The sequence below is a fragment of the Flaviaestuariibacter flavus genome (genome assembly GCF_004337505.1).
Lineage (GTDB): Bacteria > Bacteroidota > Bacteroidia > Chitinophagales > Chitinophagaceae > Flavisolibacter > Flavisolibacter flavus.
In genome coordinates this window covers 687,215-703,361 of the sequence record NZ_SJZI01000042.1, presented here as the reverse complement: position 1 = coordinate 703,361, position 16,147 = coordinate 687,215, and the positions used below count along the sequence as shown (strand labels likewise).

General features: G+C 57.8%; 10 protein-coding genes. 5 read left to right on the top strand and 5 right to left on the bottom strand.

Annotation, left to right across the window (positions count from 1 at the left end):
- Positions 1–8: 8 nt before the first annotated feature.
- The 5 genes from EPD60_RS10870 to EPD60_RS10850 form a co-directional block, all read right to left on the bottom strand.
- Positions 9–1,193, bottom strand: a complete 1,185-nt coding sequence (locus tag EPD60_RS10870; protein ID WP_131449472.1) for an ATP-binding protein — start codon at positions 1,191–1,193, stop codon at positions 9–11.
- A 423-nt stretch (positions 1,194–1,616) separates the two neighbouring features.
- Positions 1,617–3,278 (bottom strand): DNA repair protein RecN, encoded by a 1,662-nt coding sequence (gene recN, locus EPD60_RS10865; RefSeq protein ID WP_131449471.1) that lies wholly within the window; start codon positions 3,276–3,278, stop codon positions 1,617–1,619.
- Between the two features lie 293 nt (positions 3,279–3,571).
- Entirely contained in the window at positions 3,572–4,327 is a 756-nt protein-coding gene (locus EPD60_RS10860) for a zinc ribbon domain-containing protein (RefSeq protein ID WP_131449470.1), read from the bottom strand.
- A 42-nt stretch (positions 4,328–4,369) separates the two neighbouring features.
- Positions 4,370–5,470 (bottom strand): Nif3-like dinuclear metal center hexameric protein, encoded by a 1,101-nt coding sequence (locus EPD60_RS10855; RefSeq protein ID WP_131449469.1) that lies wholly within the window; start codon positions 5,468–5,470, stop codon positions 4,370–4,372.
- A gap of 59 nt (positions 5,471–5,529) precedes the next feature.
- Complete coding sequence (locus tag EPD60_RS10850; RefSeq protein WP_131449468.1) at positions 5,530–6,237, bottom strand: hypothetical protein; 708 nt, start codon at positions 6,235–6,237, stop codon at positions 5,530–5,532.
- Between the two features lie 546 nt (positions 6,238–6,783).
- Between EPD60_RS10850 and EPD60_RS10845 the strand changes: the two genes are divergently transcribed.
- From EPD60_RS10845 to EPD60_RS10825, 5 genes are all read left to right on the top strand, one after another.
- Entirely contained in the window at positions 6,784–7,752 is a 969-nt protein-coding gene (locus EPD60_RS10845) for a YitT family protein (protein ID WP_131449467.1), read from the top strand.
- Positions 7,753–8,736: 984 nt separating this feature from the next.
- Positions 8,737–10,227, top strand: a complete 1,491-nt coding sequence (locus EPD60_RS10840) for a carboxypeptidase M32 (RefSeq protein ID WP_131449466.1) — start codon at positions 8,737–8,739, stop codon at positions 10,225–10,227.
- 8 nt (positions 10,228–10,235) lie between these two features.
- A complete protein-coding gene (locus tag EPD60_RS10835) occupies positions 10,236–10,661 on the top strand; it encodes a hypothetical protein (protein WP_131449465.1) in 426 nt (141 codons plus the stop codon).
- Between the two features lie 69 nt (positions 10,662–10,730).
- Entirely contained in the window at positions 10,731–15,074 is a 4,344-nt protein-coding gene (locus tag EPD60_RS10830; RefSeq protein ID WP_131449464.1) for a PKD domain-containing protein, read from the top strand.
- A gap of 23 nt (positions 15,075–15,097) precedes the next feature.
- On the top strand, positions 15,098–16,117 hold the full coding sequence (locus tag EPD60_RS10825) for a PorP/SprF family type IX secretion system membrane protein (RefSeq protein WP_131449463.1): 1,020 nt from the start codon (positions 15,098–15,100) through the stop codon (positions 16,115–16,117).
- The last annotated feature ends 30 nt before the right edge of the window (positions 16,118–16,147 follow it).

Genomic DNA, 16,147 nt, shown 5'->3' with positions numbered 1-16,147 from the left:
TTGTTTACTTAGTGACAAATATGACGCTCCCACCAATGGCGAACGATCGGTGAATTGAAACGATACTCAGCGGTATTGCCGGAGTTGTTAATATAACCATCGTATACCAATACATCAATAATCTGGCGGAAATCCCCATCCACGCCATGCTTTAGAGACAAATCGAACATCCGGTTACGGTGCAACAGCACATTTGTAGCCATTTCACTGAGCACTGCGCAAACAAAGTCATATCGTTCTTTCTTGAACTGGGTTTTGAGCCGGTGGTGGTAATGCTGGAAATGATTGTCATTGCGGAGATCGACAATATGATCGAAGGCTTCATCCACTTGTTGCTGCGAGACTGCAGCGCCCCGGTCGGCGCGATCACTTATTTCCTGCAGGGCCAGCTGAATATGGAAGGGGATCAACCATTCAATTTTTCCAAGCAGGTGATCGATCACTGGTTGCGTCATGGTCATCCCACGCTCCTTCAGAACTTCATGGATAAGTGTGGCAGCCTCGGCCGGGCGGAGCGCATCCACTTCAACAGCACTCAGGTCGTTCACGAAGGCACTGGCGTTTATGGACGCAACGGTATGATTCAGGCCGATCGATCCGGTGTAAATAAAACGTACCTTCTCATTGACTTCCCACTGATGCCGCAGCTCACGGTTAGCTTGCAGAAAGCGGCGTGCCGGCTGCAGGTCCCCATCAGATGCATCCACAATATTGAGGATGGTCTGAGGGAACTCGTCGATCAGCAACACGAGCTTCCGCCCATCTTCCAGTTCGAAGCCAGAAAGAAAATGCAATAACTCTTCGTAGTAATCCGGATTTTCCGGCTCGCTAAAATCAAGACCCTGACCGGCGACTTTGATGCTTTTGATTCGGGATAGAAACCGATTTCCGGCCGTCATGAGATTACGGAGCAAATTTGACTGGGCGACGGCCTTTACTTTCAATATCTCTTTGAGCAGCTTTTTAAAGAAATCCTGGCCGTTGTCCACACTTTCAGTATCAACGTAGACGTAAACAAAGTCTGCAATATCATTGTCCAGAAGGTGGTATAGAATGGACGTTTTGCCCACGCGGCGGGGTGCGGCTATCTGAAGGTTATTCGCCGACTGCAGTCGCTCCACAATACGGTCTACTTCTCTTTGTCGCGGGAAAAAGTTTGTCCCTCGCGCTGGGCTCCCTACCACGTTCTTCATGACAATGAATTTTTTGTCAAAATTAGTGACAAAAATTATTTTGCCATCTATTTAGACAACATTTTTTTTGTCAACTGACTATCATCTTGATAACCATGCAATTATATAGACAGTCAAGAACGTATAGACAAAAGCGCTGGCAAGGGATATCGCCACATACAGTAAAAACTTTCGGAACGAGCGGCGCGGCTGCAATACGCGCAACAGCCACTGGTTGAAGAGCCAGGCCGGGATGATGAGGGCGATGAGGATTCCTAGGAGTGCCATTACAATGTGGTAATGCGGTAATGTGCTGGATAAAGTCAAAGGTTGGGAATGTGCGGGGCTATCAATCCTTCGCGTCTGGCCCCGCTTGAATTTTTCACGCGAGAGCCGGCACAAATGAAGACCATTACCGGATTACCGCATTACCAAATTACCGCATTAATTCATCACCATCTCCCGCGCATTCTCAAGCGCTGCCGCCGTCGGCTTTTCGCCGCTCAGCATTTTGGCGATGGCCACCACGCGTTCGTCGGTGGAGAGGATGCGGATGCCGGTCTTAACGGTTTCGCCATGCACCGCTTTGTACACGAAGAAGTGGCGGTCACCCTTGCCCGCGATCTGCGGCTGGTGGGTAATGCAGATTACCTGGCGCGCGGCTGCGAGCTCCTTGAGGATGATGCCCACCTGCTTGGCGGCTTCGCCCGAGATACCGGTGTCGATCTCATCGAAGATGAGGGTGGGCAGGTTCATGGAAGTAGCCACCAGCGACTTGATGCACAGCATGAGGCGGCTCAGTTCACCGCCGCTCGCCACCTTGCGCAGGGGCTGAAACTGGTTGCTTTTGTTGGCATCGAAAAGAAACTCGATCTCGTCGATACCGTGCGGCAGCAGCACCGTGCCGGGCTGCACCGACACCTGCAGGCGCGCGTTGGGCATGCCCACCTGCGCCAACATGACATTCACTTTTTTCTCCAGCGGTGCCACCTGCTTCGTGCGTGCGTCCGAAAGCGTGCGCGCGAGCTTGCCGGCGGCTTCCTCGAGACGGGCTACTTCGGCGGCGCCGGTTTCAATGTCCTGGTCGATATTCAGTACGGCCTGCAGCTTTTCTTCGAGGCCGGCCTTGATGGCCAGCAGTTCGGCGGTCGTCTGGGCCCCGTGTTTCTTCATCAGTTTATACCCGAGCGAAAGCCGCTCGTTGATCTGCTCGATCGTGGCCGCGTCGGAATTGACATGGCCATTGATCCGATCAAGTTCGTCGGCGATGTCCTGCAGCTCGATATAAGCCGACTCAATGCGCTGGGCCAGCGCCGGCAGGTCGGGGTGCAGGTCGCGGAATGGCTGGAGGCCCGAGTTAATGCTGCGCAGGCATCGGATCATGGGCGTCTCTCCTTCCTCAAGTTCGTAATAGGCTTTGCTTAACGCGTTCTTGATGCCTTCGGCATTGGTCTGCACCTTCAGCTCGCGATCGAGGTCTTCGAGTTCATTTTCGCGAAAGCCGGCTTCCTCCAGCTCGTTGTATTGAAACTGGTGGTAATCGAACTCGCGGGAAAACTGCGCCTTCTGCTCCTGCAGCACCGACAGGCGGCGGCGTGCCTCCTGGAGCTGCGCATATTGTGCGGCGTATTGCTTCAGCGTGGGGCGGTTGCCGGCGAGGGCGTCGAGTACGGCGCGCTGGAAATCGCTTTCCCCCAGTTCGAGGGTGTCGAACTGCTGGTGCAGGTCTACAAGGAGCGAGCTGAGGTGATTGAGCTGGGTGAGGTTGACCGGCGTATCGTTGACGAAGGCGCGGCTCTTGCCGCTCGGCGCGATCTCGCGGCGCACCACCATTTCATCCTGCACATCGAGTTCCTGCTCCTGCAGGAAGGCCAGCACGGCCTCGTCAAGCACCGCGTTGTTGAAGGTACCCTCCACCACGCATTTTTTGTCGCGCTGCAGCAGGGCACCCGCGTCGGCGCGGCGACCCAGGATAAGACCAAGCGCACCGAGCAGGATGGACTTGCCGGCCCCGGTTTCACCGGTGATGATGTTCAGGTTTTGCGAGAAGTCAACCTCGAGCTGGTCGATGATGGCGTAGTTCTGTATCGAGAGTCGGCAAAGCATATTGGGCTAACAAAATAACGGAAAAGGCGGCGCTTCACCGCGTGGCGGAGGCCAAAAAATGACAAATTTTTTAGCAGGATTCCCGGGTGGGAAAAACAACAAGAAATTAAAGGAAAACAAGCGATTTTCACCGCTAAGGAAAGAAGGGGCTAAGGGTTTCGCTAAGCTTTTGTATCAGGTACAACGCAAACAAAAGTCCCGCCGGGAGGCAGGACTTTTCGAATATCACCTTAGCGTAACGCTTATTTGACTTCTTTCTTTGCGGTAAAAATCGCTTCTTCAGCTTTTATACCTTATTTGATCTCCACAGAGTCGCTCAGCTCGGTATCCACAAGGATGCGGCCGCAGTTTTCGCACACCATAACCTTTTTGCGCTGCTTGATCTCGCTTTGCTTCTGAGGCGGGATGGCGTAGAAGCAACCGCCGCAGGCATCGCGCTCAACCGGCACCACGGCCAGGCCGTTGCGGTAGGAGCTGCGGATCTTCTCGTAGGAAGCCAGCAGGCGGGGATCAACGGAGGCGCGGGCAGCCTCGGCGTCTTTCTGGTACTGCTTTTCTTCTTTCTCGGTGGTAGCGATGATCTTTTCGAGTTCACCTTTCTTGGCAGCCAGGATGCCTTCTTTGTTGCCGAGGGCTTTCTTGGCTTTTTCGAGGGCGACGGCCTTTTCGGAGATTTCTTCCTTGGCGTCTTTAATATGCTTTTCGCAAAGCTTCACCTCGAGCTGCTGCATCTCGATCTCTTTGTTGATCGCTTCAAACTCGCGGTTGTTCTTTACGTTCTCGGAGTCCTTCTCGTATTTTTTGATGAGGCCTTCAGCGGTCTTGATGGCTTCGGTCTTCTGCGAAATGAATTCGGTGATGCCGTTGATCTCCTCTTCGATGCGCAGCTGGCGGGCATGCAGGCCCTGGATCTCGTCTTCGAGGTCGGCCACTTCCATCGGGAGCTCGCCCTTCAGGATGCGGATCTCGTCGAGCTTCGAATCGATCTTCTGGAGGTTTACCAGCGCGTTCAGCTTTTCTTCTACCGAGTATTCTTTTACGTTTGCCATGAGCGGTATGCCTTTTAAAAGTTTGGGTCGCCGCCGCGTCCACTACCCAAGGAAGTAGCGCAACGGGTTCGTCTGCACAGACGATTTAAGGACGGCAAAGGTAGGGAATTTTCGGCCGATAAGCTCCGCCAGCAGGTCGGTGGTAAACTGCTCGCTTTCCCAGTGCCCGATGTCGGCCAGCACGATCCGCCCCTCGGCGTCGAAAAACTCGTGGTATTTAACGTCGGCGGTCACGTAGGCGTCGGCGCCGGCGCCTACGGCGGCGCGGATAAGGAAGGACCCGGCCCCGCCGCAAAGGGCGACGGTCTTTACCGGGCGCCCCCGCAGTGGCGTATGGCGCACCGCCGTCAGCCCGAATGCTTCCTTCAGGCGGCGCAGGAAGACAGCCTCCTCCTCGGCCCCCGGCAGCTCGCCGATGGCACCCGCGCCCAGCCCGAAATGGACGTTCTCCATCTTAAAAATATCATAAGCCACCTCTTCGTAGGGATGCGCCGCCACCAGCGCCTGCACCACCTGGTCTTCCAGGTAAAAGGGAAAAACGATCTCGATCTTGGTTTCCCGCTCCTGGTGCCGCTTGCCTACCTCCCCTACATAGGGATCGGCCCCTTCCTCCGCCTTGAAGGTGCCGTCGCCCACCGTGTTGAAGGAGCATTCGGAATAATTACCGATATGACCGGCGCCGGCCGCAAATACGGCGTCGCGCACCGTCCCGGCCACGTCTTCGGGTGCAAAGGTGATGAGGCGGCGCAGTTGCCCCTTTTTCGGGGCCAGCACCCGGATATTTTGAAGGCCCAGCTTGTCGGCCATCCGCCGGCTGACGCCCTCGATCACATTGTCGAGGTTGGTATGGATAGCATAAATGGCGATATCGTGCTTGATGGCCAGGATGAGGGCGCGTTCGATATAAGTTTTACCGTTGAGTCGCTTCAGCCCCTTGAAAACAATGGGGTGATGGGCCACTACGAGGTTACAGCCCCGCTCTTTTGCCTCCAGGATCACCTCGGGGGTGGCATCGAGGGTGCAGAGGGCGCCGGTGCAGTCCCAGCCCCGCTCGCCGGTGATGAGGCCGGCGTTGTCGTAGTCTTCCTGCAGCTCAGGCGCGGCAAAGCGCTCCAGCACGGTCAGAATATCGTGGATCTTCATGGCGGCAAGCTAAAGAATATCGATTAGCGAATAGCGAATAATGAATAACGAAGGGAGCGCTAGAAACGGCGCGAGAGGCCAAAGCGGAGGTAGCGGCTATAGGCTTCCGATGACCCGCCGATCATGACGCTGCGCATATCGATCTGCCCGGCGGAATAGCCCAGGTAGGCGCCATAGCGGCGGTAGTTGGCCCCGAGCTGGAAACGGTACCGGCCATCGGCCAGCCCGTGGTAGCGGCGGTAGCGCGCAACAGTATACCGTTGCCCGTCGGCACCCAGCGCCGAGCCGCTTTCCCAGGCCGATAGCGGGATACCAAACTCCAGTCCCACAGTGGCATCAAGCGAAACAGGACCTGCCGGGGCGCGCCAGCCCAGAAAGGGTGAAATACCGATATACGACTGGCTGAAATGGGTGCTGCCATTGGCACTTACCTGCTTGTTGTTATAGCCATCCCACACCGAGACCTCGCTGATCTGCTGACGGCTGCGCAGCACTTCCGGGCCAGCCCGGAGACCCAGCAACAGGCCATAGCGGGTAACACGCTGCAGGTCGAGGGAGGCCCCATAACCTAGCGCGCCGTGGCTGCCATAAACATCATTGGTATATCCCTGACCTTCCTGGGTGCCGTAATTGATGGATGAAGTATTTTCAACACCATTGCCGGTATAGCGAAAAACGCCCGAGTTAAGCGCCAGGCGCAGCTCGGTCTTTTGTGCCTGGAGCGCAACCGCGGGCAACAGGAGGCAGGAAAACAGGAGAAAACGCATAACGGCAGTTTTATGTGGTTTGAAAATAAGCAATCGAACTACTTTGTAAATGCCGGGGCATTGCCGGCGGACTTCCCTAATGTCAAACTATCCGGAAGGAAAGGGTGACGGAAACGAGTCGGGTATACACCGGGCCGTTCCGTCCGGCCGGAGCATACCTGACCTCATCGAATGCCTTGAGGCCACCGGCATAGCTTGCCGCGAACGCGAGCCGGCCAAAGCCCGCCCGCGTCCGCAGAAGAAAGCCCTGATCGGTAAAACGGATTTATACGCGTGAGTCACCGGCTTCATAATGTGCCCCTCTGCATCCTGGACGGCCCTGTTCCCGGACCACGGAAAGACATCAGGTTGCCCTGCGCGCCGAGGCGTAACTCGAGCTTCTGGGCAGACGCAGACAAGTAAGTGGATAAGAACAGGAGTATAACGACAGGAATCTTCATCACAGCAGTTTGGTTTACTACAAAAAAAGCAAAAGGCTCGCTGATCAAAAGACCCGCGGCAGCATCTTTTCGCTGCTTCCGGCACGACCTTTATACCTTTAAGTCCATGGCTGGCCCTCATCTGTACACCATTTTCAACACCATGTTGCAGCAGGACAACAGCCGCAGCATCGCGGCGGTGCAGCGTGCCCGCGCACGGCGCAAGCGGGCACGGCGCTGGCGCAGCGGCGTCACCGATGCCTTCCAGGTGCTGCTCGGTGTGCTGTCGGCGGGCTTCGGGCTCAAAGGCTTTTTGCTCCATAACGGCTTCATCGACGGCGGCGTCACCGGCATTTCGCTGCTGACCACGCGGGCCACCGGCTTCCCGCTGCCCCTGCTGATCATAGCCATCAACCTGCCCTTCCTCCTCCTGGGCTTCCAGCAGATCGGCCGTGGATTTACGCTCCGCAGCTTCGGCGCCATCGCGCTGCTGGCCATCGCGGTGCAGGTTATTCCCTATCCCGTGGTCACCAACGACAAGATCCTGGTGGCGGTGTTCGGCGGCTTCTTCCTCGGCGCCGGCATCGGCCTCAGCATCCGCGGCGGGAGCGTCATCGACGGCACCGAGATCCTCGCCATTCACCTCAACCGGCGCAGCAACCTTTCGGTGGGCGACTTTATCCTCGTATTCAACATCATCATCTTTTCCGTGGCGGCCTGGCTGCTTTCGGTGGAGACGGCGCTCTATTCGATCCTCACCTACCTGGCGGCGTCTAAAACCGTCGACTTCATACTCGAAGGCATCGATGAATTCACCGGTGTCACCATCATCTCGGTAAAAAGCCGGCAGATCTCCACCATGATCCAGAACGACCTTGGGCGCGGGCTGACTATTTACCAAGGGAAACGCGGCGTGGGCAGAAGCGGCGAACAGGCCAACACCACCGATATTATTTTCACTGTTGTCACCCGGCTTGAGCTTAATCGCCTCAAGCAGGAAGTAAATGCGATCGACCGCAATGCCTTTATGGTGATGCACGCCGTAAAAGACGCGCACGGCGGCATGATCAAGCGCAAGCCGCTGAAGAAGATCTGACACGGCCCGGCGGCATGGAAATAAAAAAGGAGCCACCCAGGAATGAGCGGCTCGTTTTGAACAACGGTACCAACCTATCAATCCCTTTGCAGCAGCCTGCCGCAGATCGCTTTCTTACCGGTAGTAAGTCGATACGGCAATAGAAATTCAGGCTCCTGTTCAGGTTCGTCGTTATTATGCGTACCTGCCCGCTTCGGAACCGGCATCGCTGGCGACAGCTACCGGTTTGATTTTTCGCAAACAGCGCTTTAAGCCGGCGGATCACGGCGACGCATAGCCGCAGCAGCAAGAGTCGTAGCCCTTAACTGCAGCTGCAGAAAGCAAGTCATGCCGGAGGAAGGTTGAACTCAGGATATACACGCGCCGGGCGGCGGGGAGCAGTCGGCGAAGAGGTAAAGTCGGGCACCCGCACATGAGAGGTACTGAAGTGCCAGAATGCAGCGATTCCGCATCGTGGTGTTTTTAGGTTAGCAACGGGTATCAACTACGCGGACAAAGCAGCCCCGCATCCGTTGCCCTGGTGCTGCCCGCGAAGACGGCTCCCGGCTACAGGATAACGATGCTGCAATTGTACACGAGAGAGTATAGGGGCAGGGAACTTTCCGGGATAGAAGCAAACGGTCGAGAAACAGGCGCACCCCGGGGCAACGCGGCTCTATCAGGTTCAATTATATTATCACAAACTTAGGGCCCGTATTACCGTATAAATACGGTTCAGCTCCATACCGCAAAAACGGAAATTATAACCTGCTGACGATAAGCCCTTTGCTTTCCTGCCCATTTTGCCCGCGTCGGAAAATTATTCCGCAGCCCCCCGGGGTGCCTCCCTGCAGCCCGGCGCTACAACGCCGATACCATAAATGGGGTATAGAATTGTATAAGAGAAACCCCAATTGAAAAGAAGGAATTGCCGGGCCCGGTGAACTGTCCGGTCGGCATCTTTGCAGCACCCTGAAATCCGGGGCGATCAGTTAAACCGAGCCTATGCCTACATATGACGAATACGTGCGCCGCATGCAACGCATTGCCGATATCCGCTACGCCGCGGCCGTGCTGCAGTGGGACCAGGAAACCTACCTGCCCCCGAAAGGCGCGCACTACCGCGGGCAGCAACTGAGCTCGCTCTCAGAAATGGCGCATGAAGCTTTTACCGCCGACGATATGGGGCAGCTCCTCCGGGAGCTGCTGGCCGACGCCACCCTTTCCGACACGGCCCGTCGCAATGTGGAGCTCACGCTCGAAGACTACACCAAAAGCAGGCGCTACAGCGCCTCCCTGGTGCGCCGCCTCTGCGAGGCCAGCAACCGCAGCTTTCACAGCTGGATCGAAGCACGCCGGCAAAATGATTTCCGCGTTTTTGAAAAGGACCTCGCCGCGCTGGTGGAGCTCAAAAAAGAAGAGGCCTCCATTCTCGGCGACTTTGCCCACCCCTACGATGCCCTCCTGAACGAATATGAAAAAGGGGCTACCGTAGCACAGCTCGATGTGGTGTTCGGCGAGCTCCTCCCCCGTCTCAAGGGCCTGCTCAGCGAGATCCTTGCAAAAGACCCGGGCGATGACCGCATCCTGAAGCAGCATTTTGCGGCCGACGCGCAATGGCAATGGGGACTGGAACTGATACACGACCTCGGTTTCGACGAGGCCGCGGGGCGGCAAGACCGATCGGAGCACCCGTTTACCACGTCTTTCTCTGCCCAGGACGTGCGCATCACCACCCGTATCGACGAAGGCGACCTGGGTAATATGGGCTGGAGCACCATCCACGAGGTGGGCCATGCCCTTTATGAGCAGGGTCTTCCCGCCGACCAGTACGGCCTGCCCCTCGGCGAGGCCGCCTCGCTCTCCATCCACGAATCGCAAAGCCGCCTCTGGGAAAACAACGTGGGCCGCAGCCGCGCCTTCTGCCGGTTCGTATTGCCGCAATTGCAGCGCTATTTCCCCGACCAGCTCGGGCATGCAGACGCGGAAGTTCTTTTCCGCGCGGTCAACAAGGTGGCGCCTTCGCTGATCCGTACCGAGGCCGACGAGGTGACCTACCACTTCCACGTGTTCATCCGCTACGAGCTCGAAAAATCCTTGCTGGAAGGGCGGCTCTCGGTGCGCGACATCCCGGGCTTCTGGAAGGAGCAATACGAAAAATGGCTCGGTATCACCCCGCCCGACGACAAGCAGGGGGCGCTCCAGGACGTGCACTGGAGCCATGGATCATTTGGTTATTTCCCCACCTACAGCCTCGGATCGCTCTATGCCGCCCAGTTTTTTTCCGTAGCCGAAGCCGCCCTGCCGGGTCTTGAAGAAAATATCGCCCACGGCGAAACGGGCCCGCTGCTGGCCTGGCTACGGGAAAATGTACATGCGCACGGGCGCCGTTTTACGAGCGACGAGCTTTGCCGGCGGATATCGGCACAATCGTTGAGTAGTGATTATTTCATCAGGTATATCCGGGCGAAGTACGGCCTGGACCAAAGTGCCTGATCGAATCTATGAACCGCCAAATCTTCTACCTGCTAATTGCATTGCTGCCTTTTCTGGGCAGCTGCAAAAAGATCGTTGAGAAAATTAATGACGCCCAGGAACAAGCGGCCGTCGACGTCGTTACCAATGGCCGCTGGAAAATGGTGGCTTTTTCCACCGGTACGACGGACCAACTCCCCCTTTTCAACAACTACCTTTTCCAGTTCAACACCAACCAGACCGTGGATGCTTACCAGGGCAATACAATGGTGATGAGCGGCACTTTTGTATATGACCTAAATGCCCGCACCATTACTTCAGGCTTCCCTACCTCCTCCGAGCCGCTTTCGCTGCTTAACGGCACCTTTCGCGTCACCGACTCCGGTGCCGACTTCGTGAAGGCAGAGATGACCGTGAACGGGGAAACCCGTCGCCTCCACATGATCAAGCCCTAGCGGCTCCGTTTTTGCAAGCCGTTCCGCGGTTGTCCTGTTTGAGCAGGATAAACCCTAAACCCTACGACCTTGAACAACCGTTTCCTCATAACGCTCCTCCTTGTCCTGTGCGCCGGCATGGCGCAGGGGCAGCTGCAGGCTGATTTTACGTCCGACATCCAGCAGGGCTGCTCGCCCGTGGTGGTTAACTTCCGCGATTTGTCCACCGGTGGCGCCACCGCGTGGCATTGGGATTTCGGCAACGGCGCCACCTCTACGCTGCAAAACCCTTCGGCCACCTTCTTCAGCAACGGCACCTACACCGTTAAGCTTACGGTAACCAGTAACAACGGCGCCAACACCAGCACCGTTACCAAAACCGCCTACGTGAGCGTACTCGACCAGCCGACGGTGAGCTTCACATCCAACACCAACACGGGATGTACGCCCGCCCTCATCCAGTTTACCGACCAGAGCAGCACGCCCGCGGGTACCACCATCACCGGCTGGCTCTGGGACTTCGGCGACAACCAGACTTCGACGCTGCAAAACCCGACGCACGCATTCCGCCAGGCCGGCTCCTTCACCGTCACACTCACCATTACCAACAGCGCCGGCTGCCGCACCCTCGCATCGCAGCCCAACTTCATCAACGTCAACCCCGGTGTCACGCCCAAGTTTACATTTACCGACCCGGGCGTATGCCGCGCACCGGCCACGGTTTCCTTCACCAATACGTCTTCCGGACCGGGCACGCTCAGCTACAGCTGGGACTTCGGCAATGGCACGGGCTCGACCGCCACGTCGCCCAATGTCACCTACCCGGTCAACGGCAATTATAACGTGGTGCTCCGCGTATCGTCCTCGCTCGGCTGCAGCGACACCTTCGCAGCCGCGGTCCCGATCGGCCTCGTGAACACCGACATCACCCTGCCGGCGCATATCTGCCCAAAGGAAACCGTCCGTTTCGTTAATAATTCCAATCCCCGCCCTGTAAGTTCGCGCTGGACCTTCTCCACCGGATTTACCGACTCGCTGCCGAACACCGCCACCTCCTTCCCCGCTCCCGGCACGTATACCGTGAAGCTGGTGAACACCTACAGCACCTGCATCGACTCTTCGGAAAAAACCTTTACGATCAACCCGGTTGCCGTGGCCAACTTCAGCGTGTCCGACTCAGCGCGCTGCCAGCCCAACCTGACAACTACGTTTACGGCCAACTCGCCCGGCGCAACGGGCTTCACCTGGCTCTTCGGCGACGGCACCACGGGTTCGGGACAGACGACCAGCCATACCTATACCAGCCTCGGCGACTTCAGCCCCTCGCTCATCGTAGCCGACACCAGCGGCTGCACCGACACCCTGCAGCGGGTAAGCCTCATTAAGGTGCGCCGTCCCGATATCCAGTTTGTGGGACTGCCGCAGGGCGGCTGCGTTCCGGATACGGTTTCCTTCAAAGCCAATGTTATTACCTCCGGCACCGTCACCTCCTGGCTCTGGAATTTCGGCGACGGATCGCCCACGTCGGGCGCCGACAGCACTTCACATATCTACCCGCAGCAGGGCACTTATAATGTGACGCTTACCATTACCACCAGCGAAGGCTGCACCGAAACGAAGACCCTGAACGAAGCGGTGAAGGTGGGCACGCGCCCCTTTCCCGACTTTGTTGCCAACCCGCTTTCGGGTTGCGCCGACCCGGGTATTTCGTTTACCAACCTGTCTACCGGCGCCACCGACTACCAGTGGTCTTTCGGCGACGGCACCACCTCGTCGGAGGTCGACCCCGTGCACGTTTTTGCAGATACCGGCCATTTCAATATCCGCCTGACCGCAATCAACAACGGCTGCCGGGCGCAGCTGGAGCGTCCGCGCTACGTGGAGATCAAGCCTTCCGTGTCGCGCTTTACGTACCAGCGTTCCTGCAACAACCCGCGTGAGATCATTTTCCGCGACCGCTCGGTGGGGGCTACCACCTGGGTATGGGATTTCGGTGACGGTACTACATATACCGGGCAGACCCCGCCGGCGCACCTCTTCCCCCGACTCGGCACCTTTACCGTGACGCTCCGCACCTCGCGCGACACCTGTTCGTATTCCCTGACCAAGGTGGTGAACGTGCTTGATGCCACGCCTTCGGTACGGATGATCGACAGCGTCGGCTGCCGCCCCTTCCGTGCCGCCATGCAGCCGGTAGCGCCCGACGTCCGCCTCATCCGCAAATACGAGTGGCATTTCGGCGACGGTTCCGCGCCCGACACCACCCAAGGCAGTACTGCGACGCATATCTACACCCGCCCCGGCACTTATGATGTTAAGCTGGTGGCTTATGATACCTCCGGCTGCCGCTACGAGATGCTGCGCCCTGGCGCCATCAAGGTCAACGGGCCGAAGGCCGCCTTTAGTGTGGAGAACGGCCGCGGCTGCCGCGGGCTCACCGCCACCTTTATCGACTCTTCATCCACGGACGGCCGCAACGGCATCCGCAGCTGGACCTGGGACTTCGGCGACAGCACCTCGATGGCCTACACTGCCGGCCCCTTCACGCACCGCTACGACAGCTCCGGCGATTACGATGTGAAACTGGTGGTGACCGACTCGGCCGGCTGTAAGGACAGCATCACCCGCCGCGGCGTGGTACGCACGTCCTCGCTGAAACCCGATTTTGTCGGCTACCGCGAGCACTGCCCGCGGGCCCAGATCAGCTATGTCAACCTGACTAAGGCGGAGCTGCCTTTTAACAGCAACTGGCTCTTTGGAAACGGCAGCACTTCGACGCAATACAATGGCCTGGTGACCTTCGCGGACACGGGCTACTACAGCGTGGCGCTCATGGTGGAGGATGTGCTGGGCTGCCGCGACACCCTGCGGCGCGACTCCTTCGTGCATATTGTGGTGCCGACGGCCGACTTCACTGCCAACAACTTCATTACCTATTGCACGCCGTACCAGGCACAGTTCCGCAACCAGTCTACCAACGCGGTTTATTTCAACTGGGACTTCGGTCCCGGGCGCGGCACCTCCACCCAGGAGAATCCTTATACCTTCTACACATCGCCCGGCACCTACCCGGTGAAGCTGCTGGTGTATTTCTACGGAGGTTGCAAGGATTCGGTAACCAAGAATATGGTGGTGAAAGACCAGTCGGAGGCACAGCTCACCTACGACCCGGTGAACGGCTGCACCCCGCTCATCGTAAACCTCAGCGCGCTGGCGCCGATGAATGCCCGCTTTACCTGGGACTTTGGCGACGGCAACGTGATCGACACTACCATTAATGCCCTTGCGCACCGGTATGTCGACTACGGGAATTTCGTGCCGCGGATCATCATGCGCGAAATAAACGGCGCCTGTACGATTTCACTTACCGGCACCCGTACGATCAGCCTGCTCGGCGCCCATGCCCGCTTTACGCTCGATACGATGCAGTTCTGCGACCGTGGCCTCATTACGGCCAACTCCGACTCTACCTCGTCGAACGATCCGATTGTAAGCTACGACTGGAATTTCGGCGACGGCGGCCGTTACACGGTGCCCAACCCGACGCACAACTACACGGCGCCTGGCCAATACGATGTGACCCTGGTGGTAAAAACGCAGACGGGCTGTACCGACACCCTGGTGAAACGCCCCGTGAAAGTGGTGGCTTCGCCGCAACTCGTCATCAACGGCGACAGCAGCGTTTGCCGCAACAGCCTCGTGCCTTACCGCGGCACCTACGGCTTCGCCGACACCTCGCAGGTGCAGTGGAGCTGGGTGTTTCCGAATGGCAACACTTCCAACCTCCAGAACCCGCCGTCCCAGCGCTACAAAGATACCGGCACCTACCAGCTGGTGGCAACCGGCATCAACAGCAGTGGCTGCCGCGATACCGCCTACCAGACCCTGGTGGTGCACGACCTTCCGGTGGTGGGACTGCCGGCGACCATTACCAAGTTCGTAGGCGTGCCGGCCGTGCTCAACGCCACCTATTCGTCGGGCATTACCGGCTATGCGTGGACGCCCGCCACCGACCTCAGTTGCGCTGACTGCCCGCAGCCTTCGGCAACACCCAAGTACAACACCCTGTACACCGTGACGGCCACCGACTCGAACGGTTGTACCAACCGCGCACAGGTACAGGTGCTGGTGCTTTGCCAGGGTGCCAAGGTTTTTGTGCCCAACACCTTTACACCCAACGGCGACGGGGCCAATGACATCTTCTTCGTGCAAGGCAGCGGCCTCGCCCGGATGAAGTCGCTGCGGATCTTCAACCGATGGGGCGAGGTGGTTTTCGAACGCCGCGACTTTGACGTCAACAACCCTTCGGTGGGCTGGGATGGCACCTATAAAGGCCAAAAAGCGGCACCGGATGTGTATATATACCAACTGGAAGTGTTCTGCGAAAACAGCGACGTTATCAAATTTGAAGGCAACGTGGCGCTGATCCGCTGACCTCCTTCCTAAACACCGACAAGATGAACACCATCAGGATATTACGTGCCGCGTTTGCCGTAGTGCTGTTGCCCGCGGCCGCACAGGCGCAAGACCTGCACTTCTCGCAATTCTTCGAGGCGCCCCTGCTGCGCAACCCCGCGCTGGCCGGGATCTTCACCGGCGACATCCGCGTGCAGGCGCTCTACCGCAGCCAGTGGAACAGCGTCACCACGGCGTACAAGACGACCTCGGTTAACGGCGAATACAAAATGCCCGTGGGCAAGGCCGACGACTTCCTCACCGTGGGCCTGCAGGTGCTCTACGACCAGGCAGGCACCGTATCGTGGAAGAACACCCACGTACTGCCTACGATCAACTACCATAAATCGCTGAGCGCCGACGTCAACCGCTACCTGTCGGTGGGCTTTATGGGCGGGCCCGTGCAAACCAGCCTCGACCGCTCGAAGGTGGAAACCAGCACCTCCTATTCCAGCGGCACCGACGGCGAAAACTTCGCCAGCCCGCGCCAGACCTATTTCGACGCTGCCGCCGGCATTTCCTTCAATACCCAATGGACGCAGCGCGCCGACGACAACCTGTTTATCGCGGTGGCCTATCACCACTTTAACCGGCCGAAGCGCACCTTTTTCGAGGGTTCACCCACCGGCACCGAACTCAGCCCGAAACTGGTGGTTTCCGGCGGGATTAAATTCGGCATTACCGAATGGAGCTACTTTAACATCCAGGGCGACTTTTCCAAACAGGCCCAGACCCAGGAGGGCGTGCTCGGAGTGCTGTACGGCATCAAGCTTGGCGAGGAACTCGACAACCCGCGCTACACGGTTCACGCCGGTGCCTTTGTGCGGCTCAACGATGCGTTTATACCCGTGATCAAGCTCGACTACCATCCCTTCTCGGTGTCCTTCAGCTATGATGTCAATATCTCCAAGCTCAAAACGTCCACCTTAGGTCGGGGCGGCTTCGAGCTGGGCATTTCCTTTATCGGCAAAAACAAGCGCCGCGAGGAGATGAAAGGCGTGATTTTCTGCCCGAAATATTAGTGAGCGCGCAGAGAAAGAACACTGATCCCG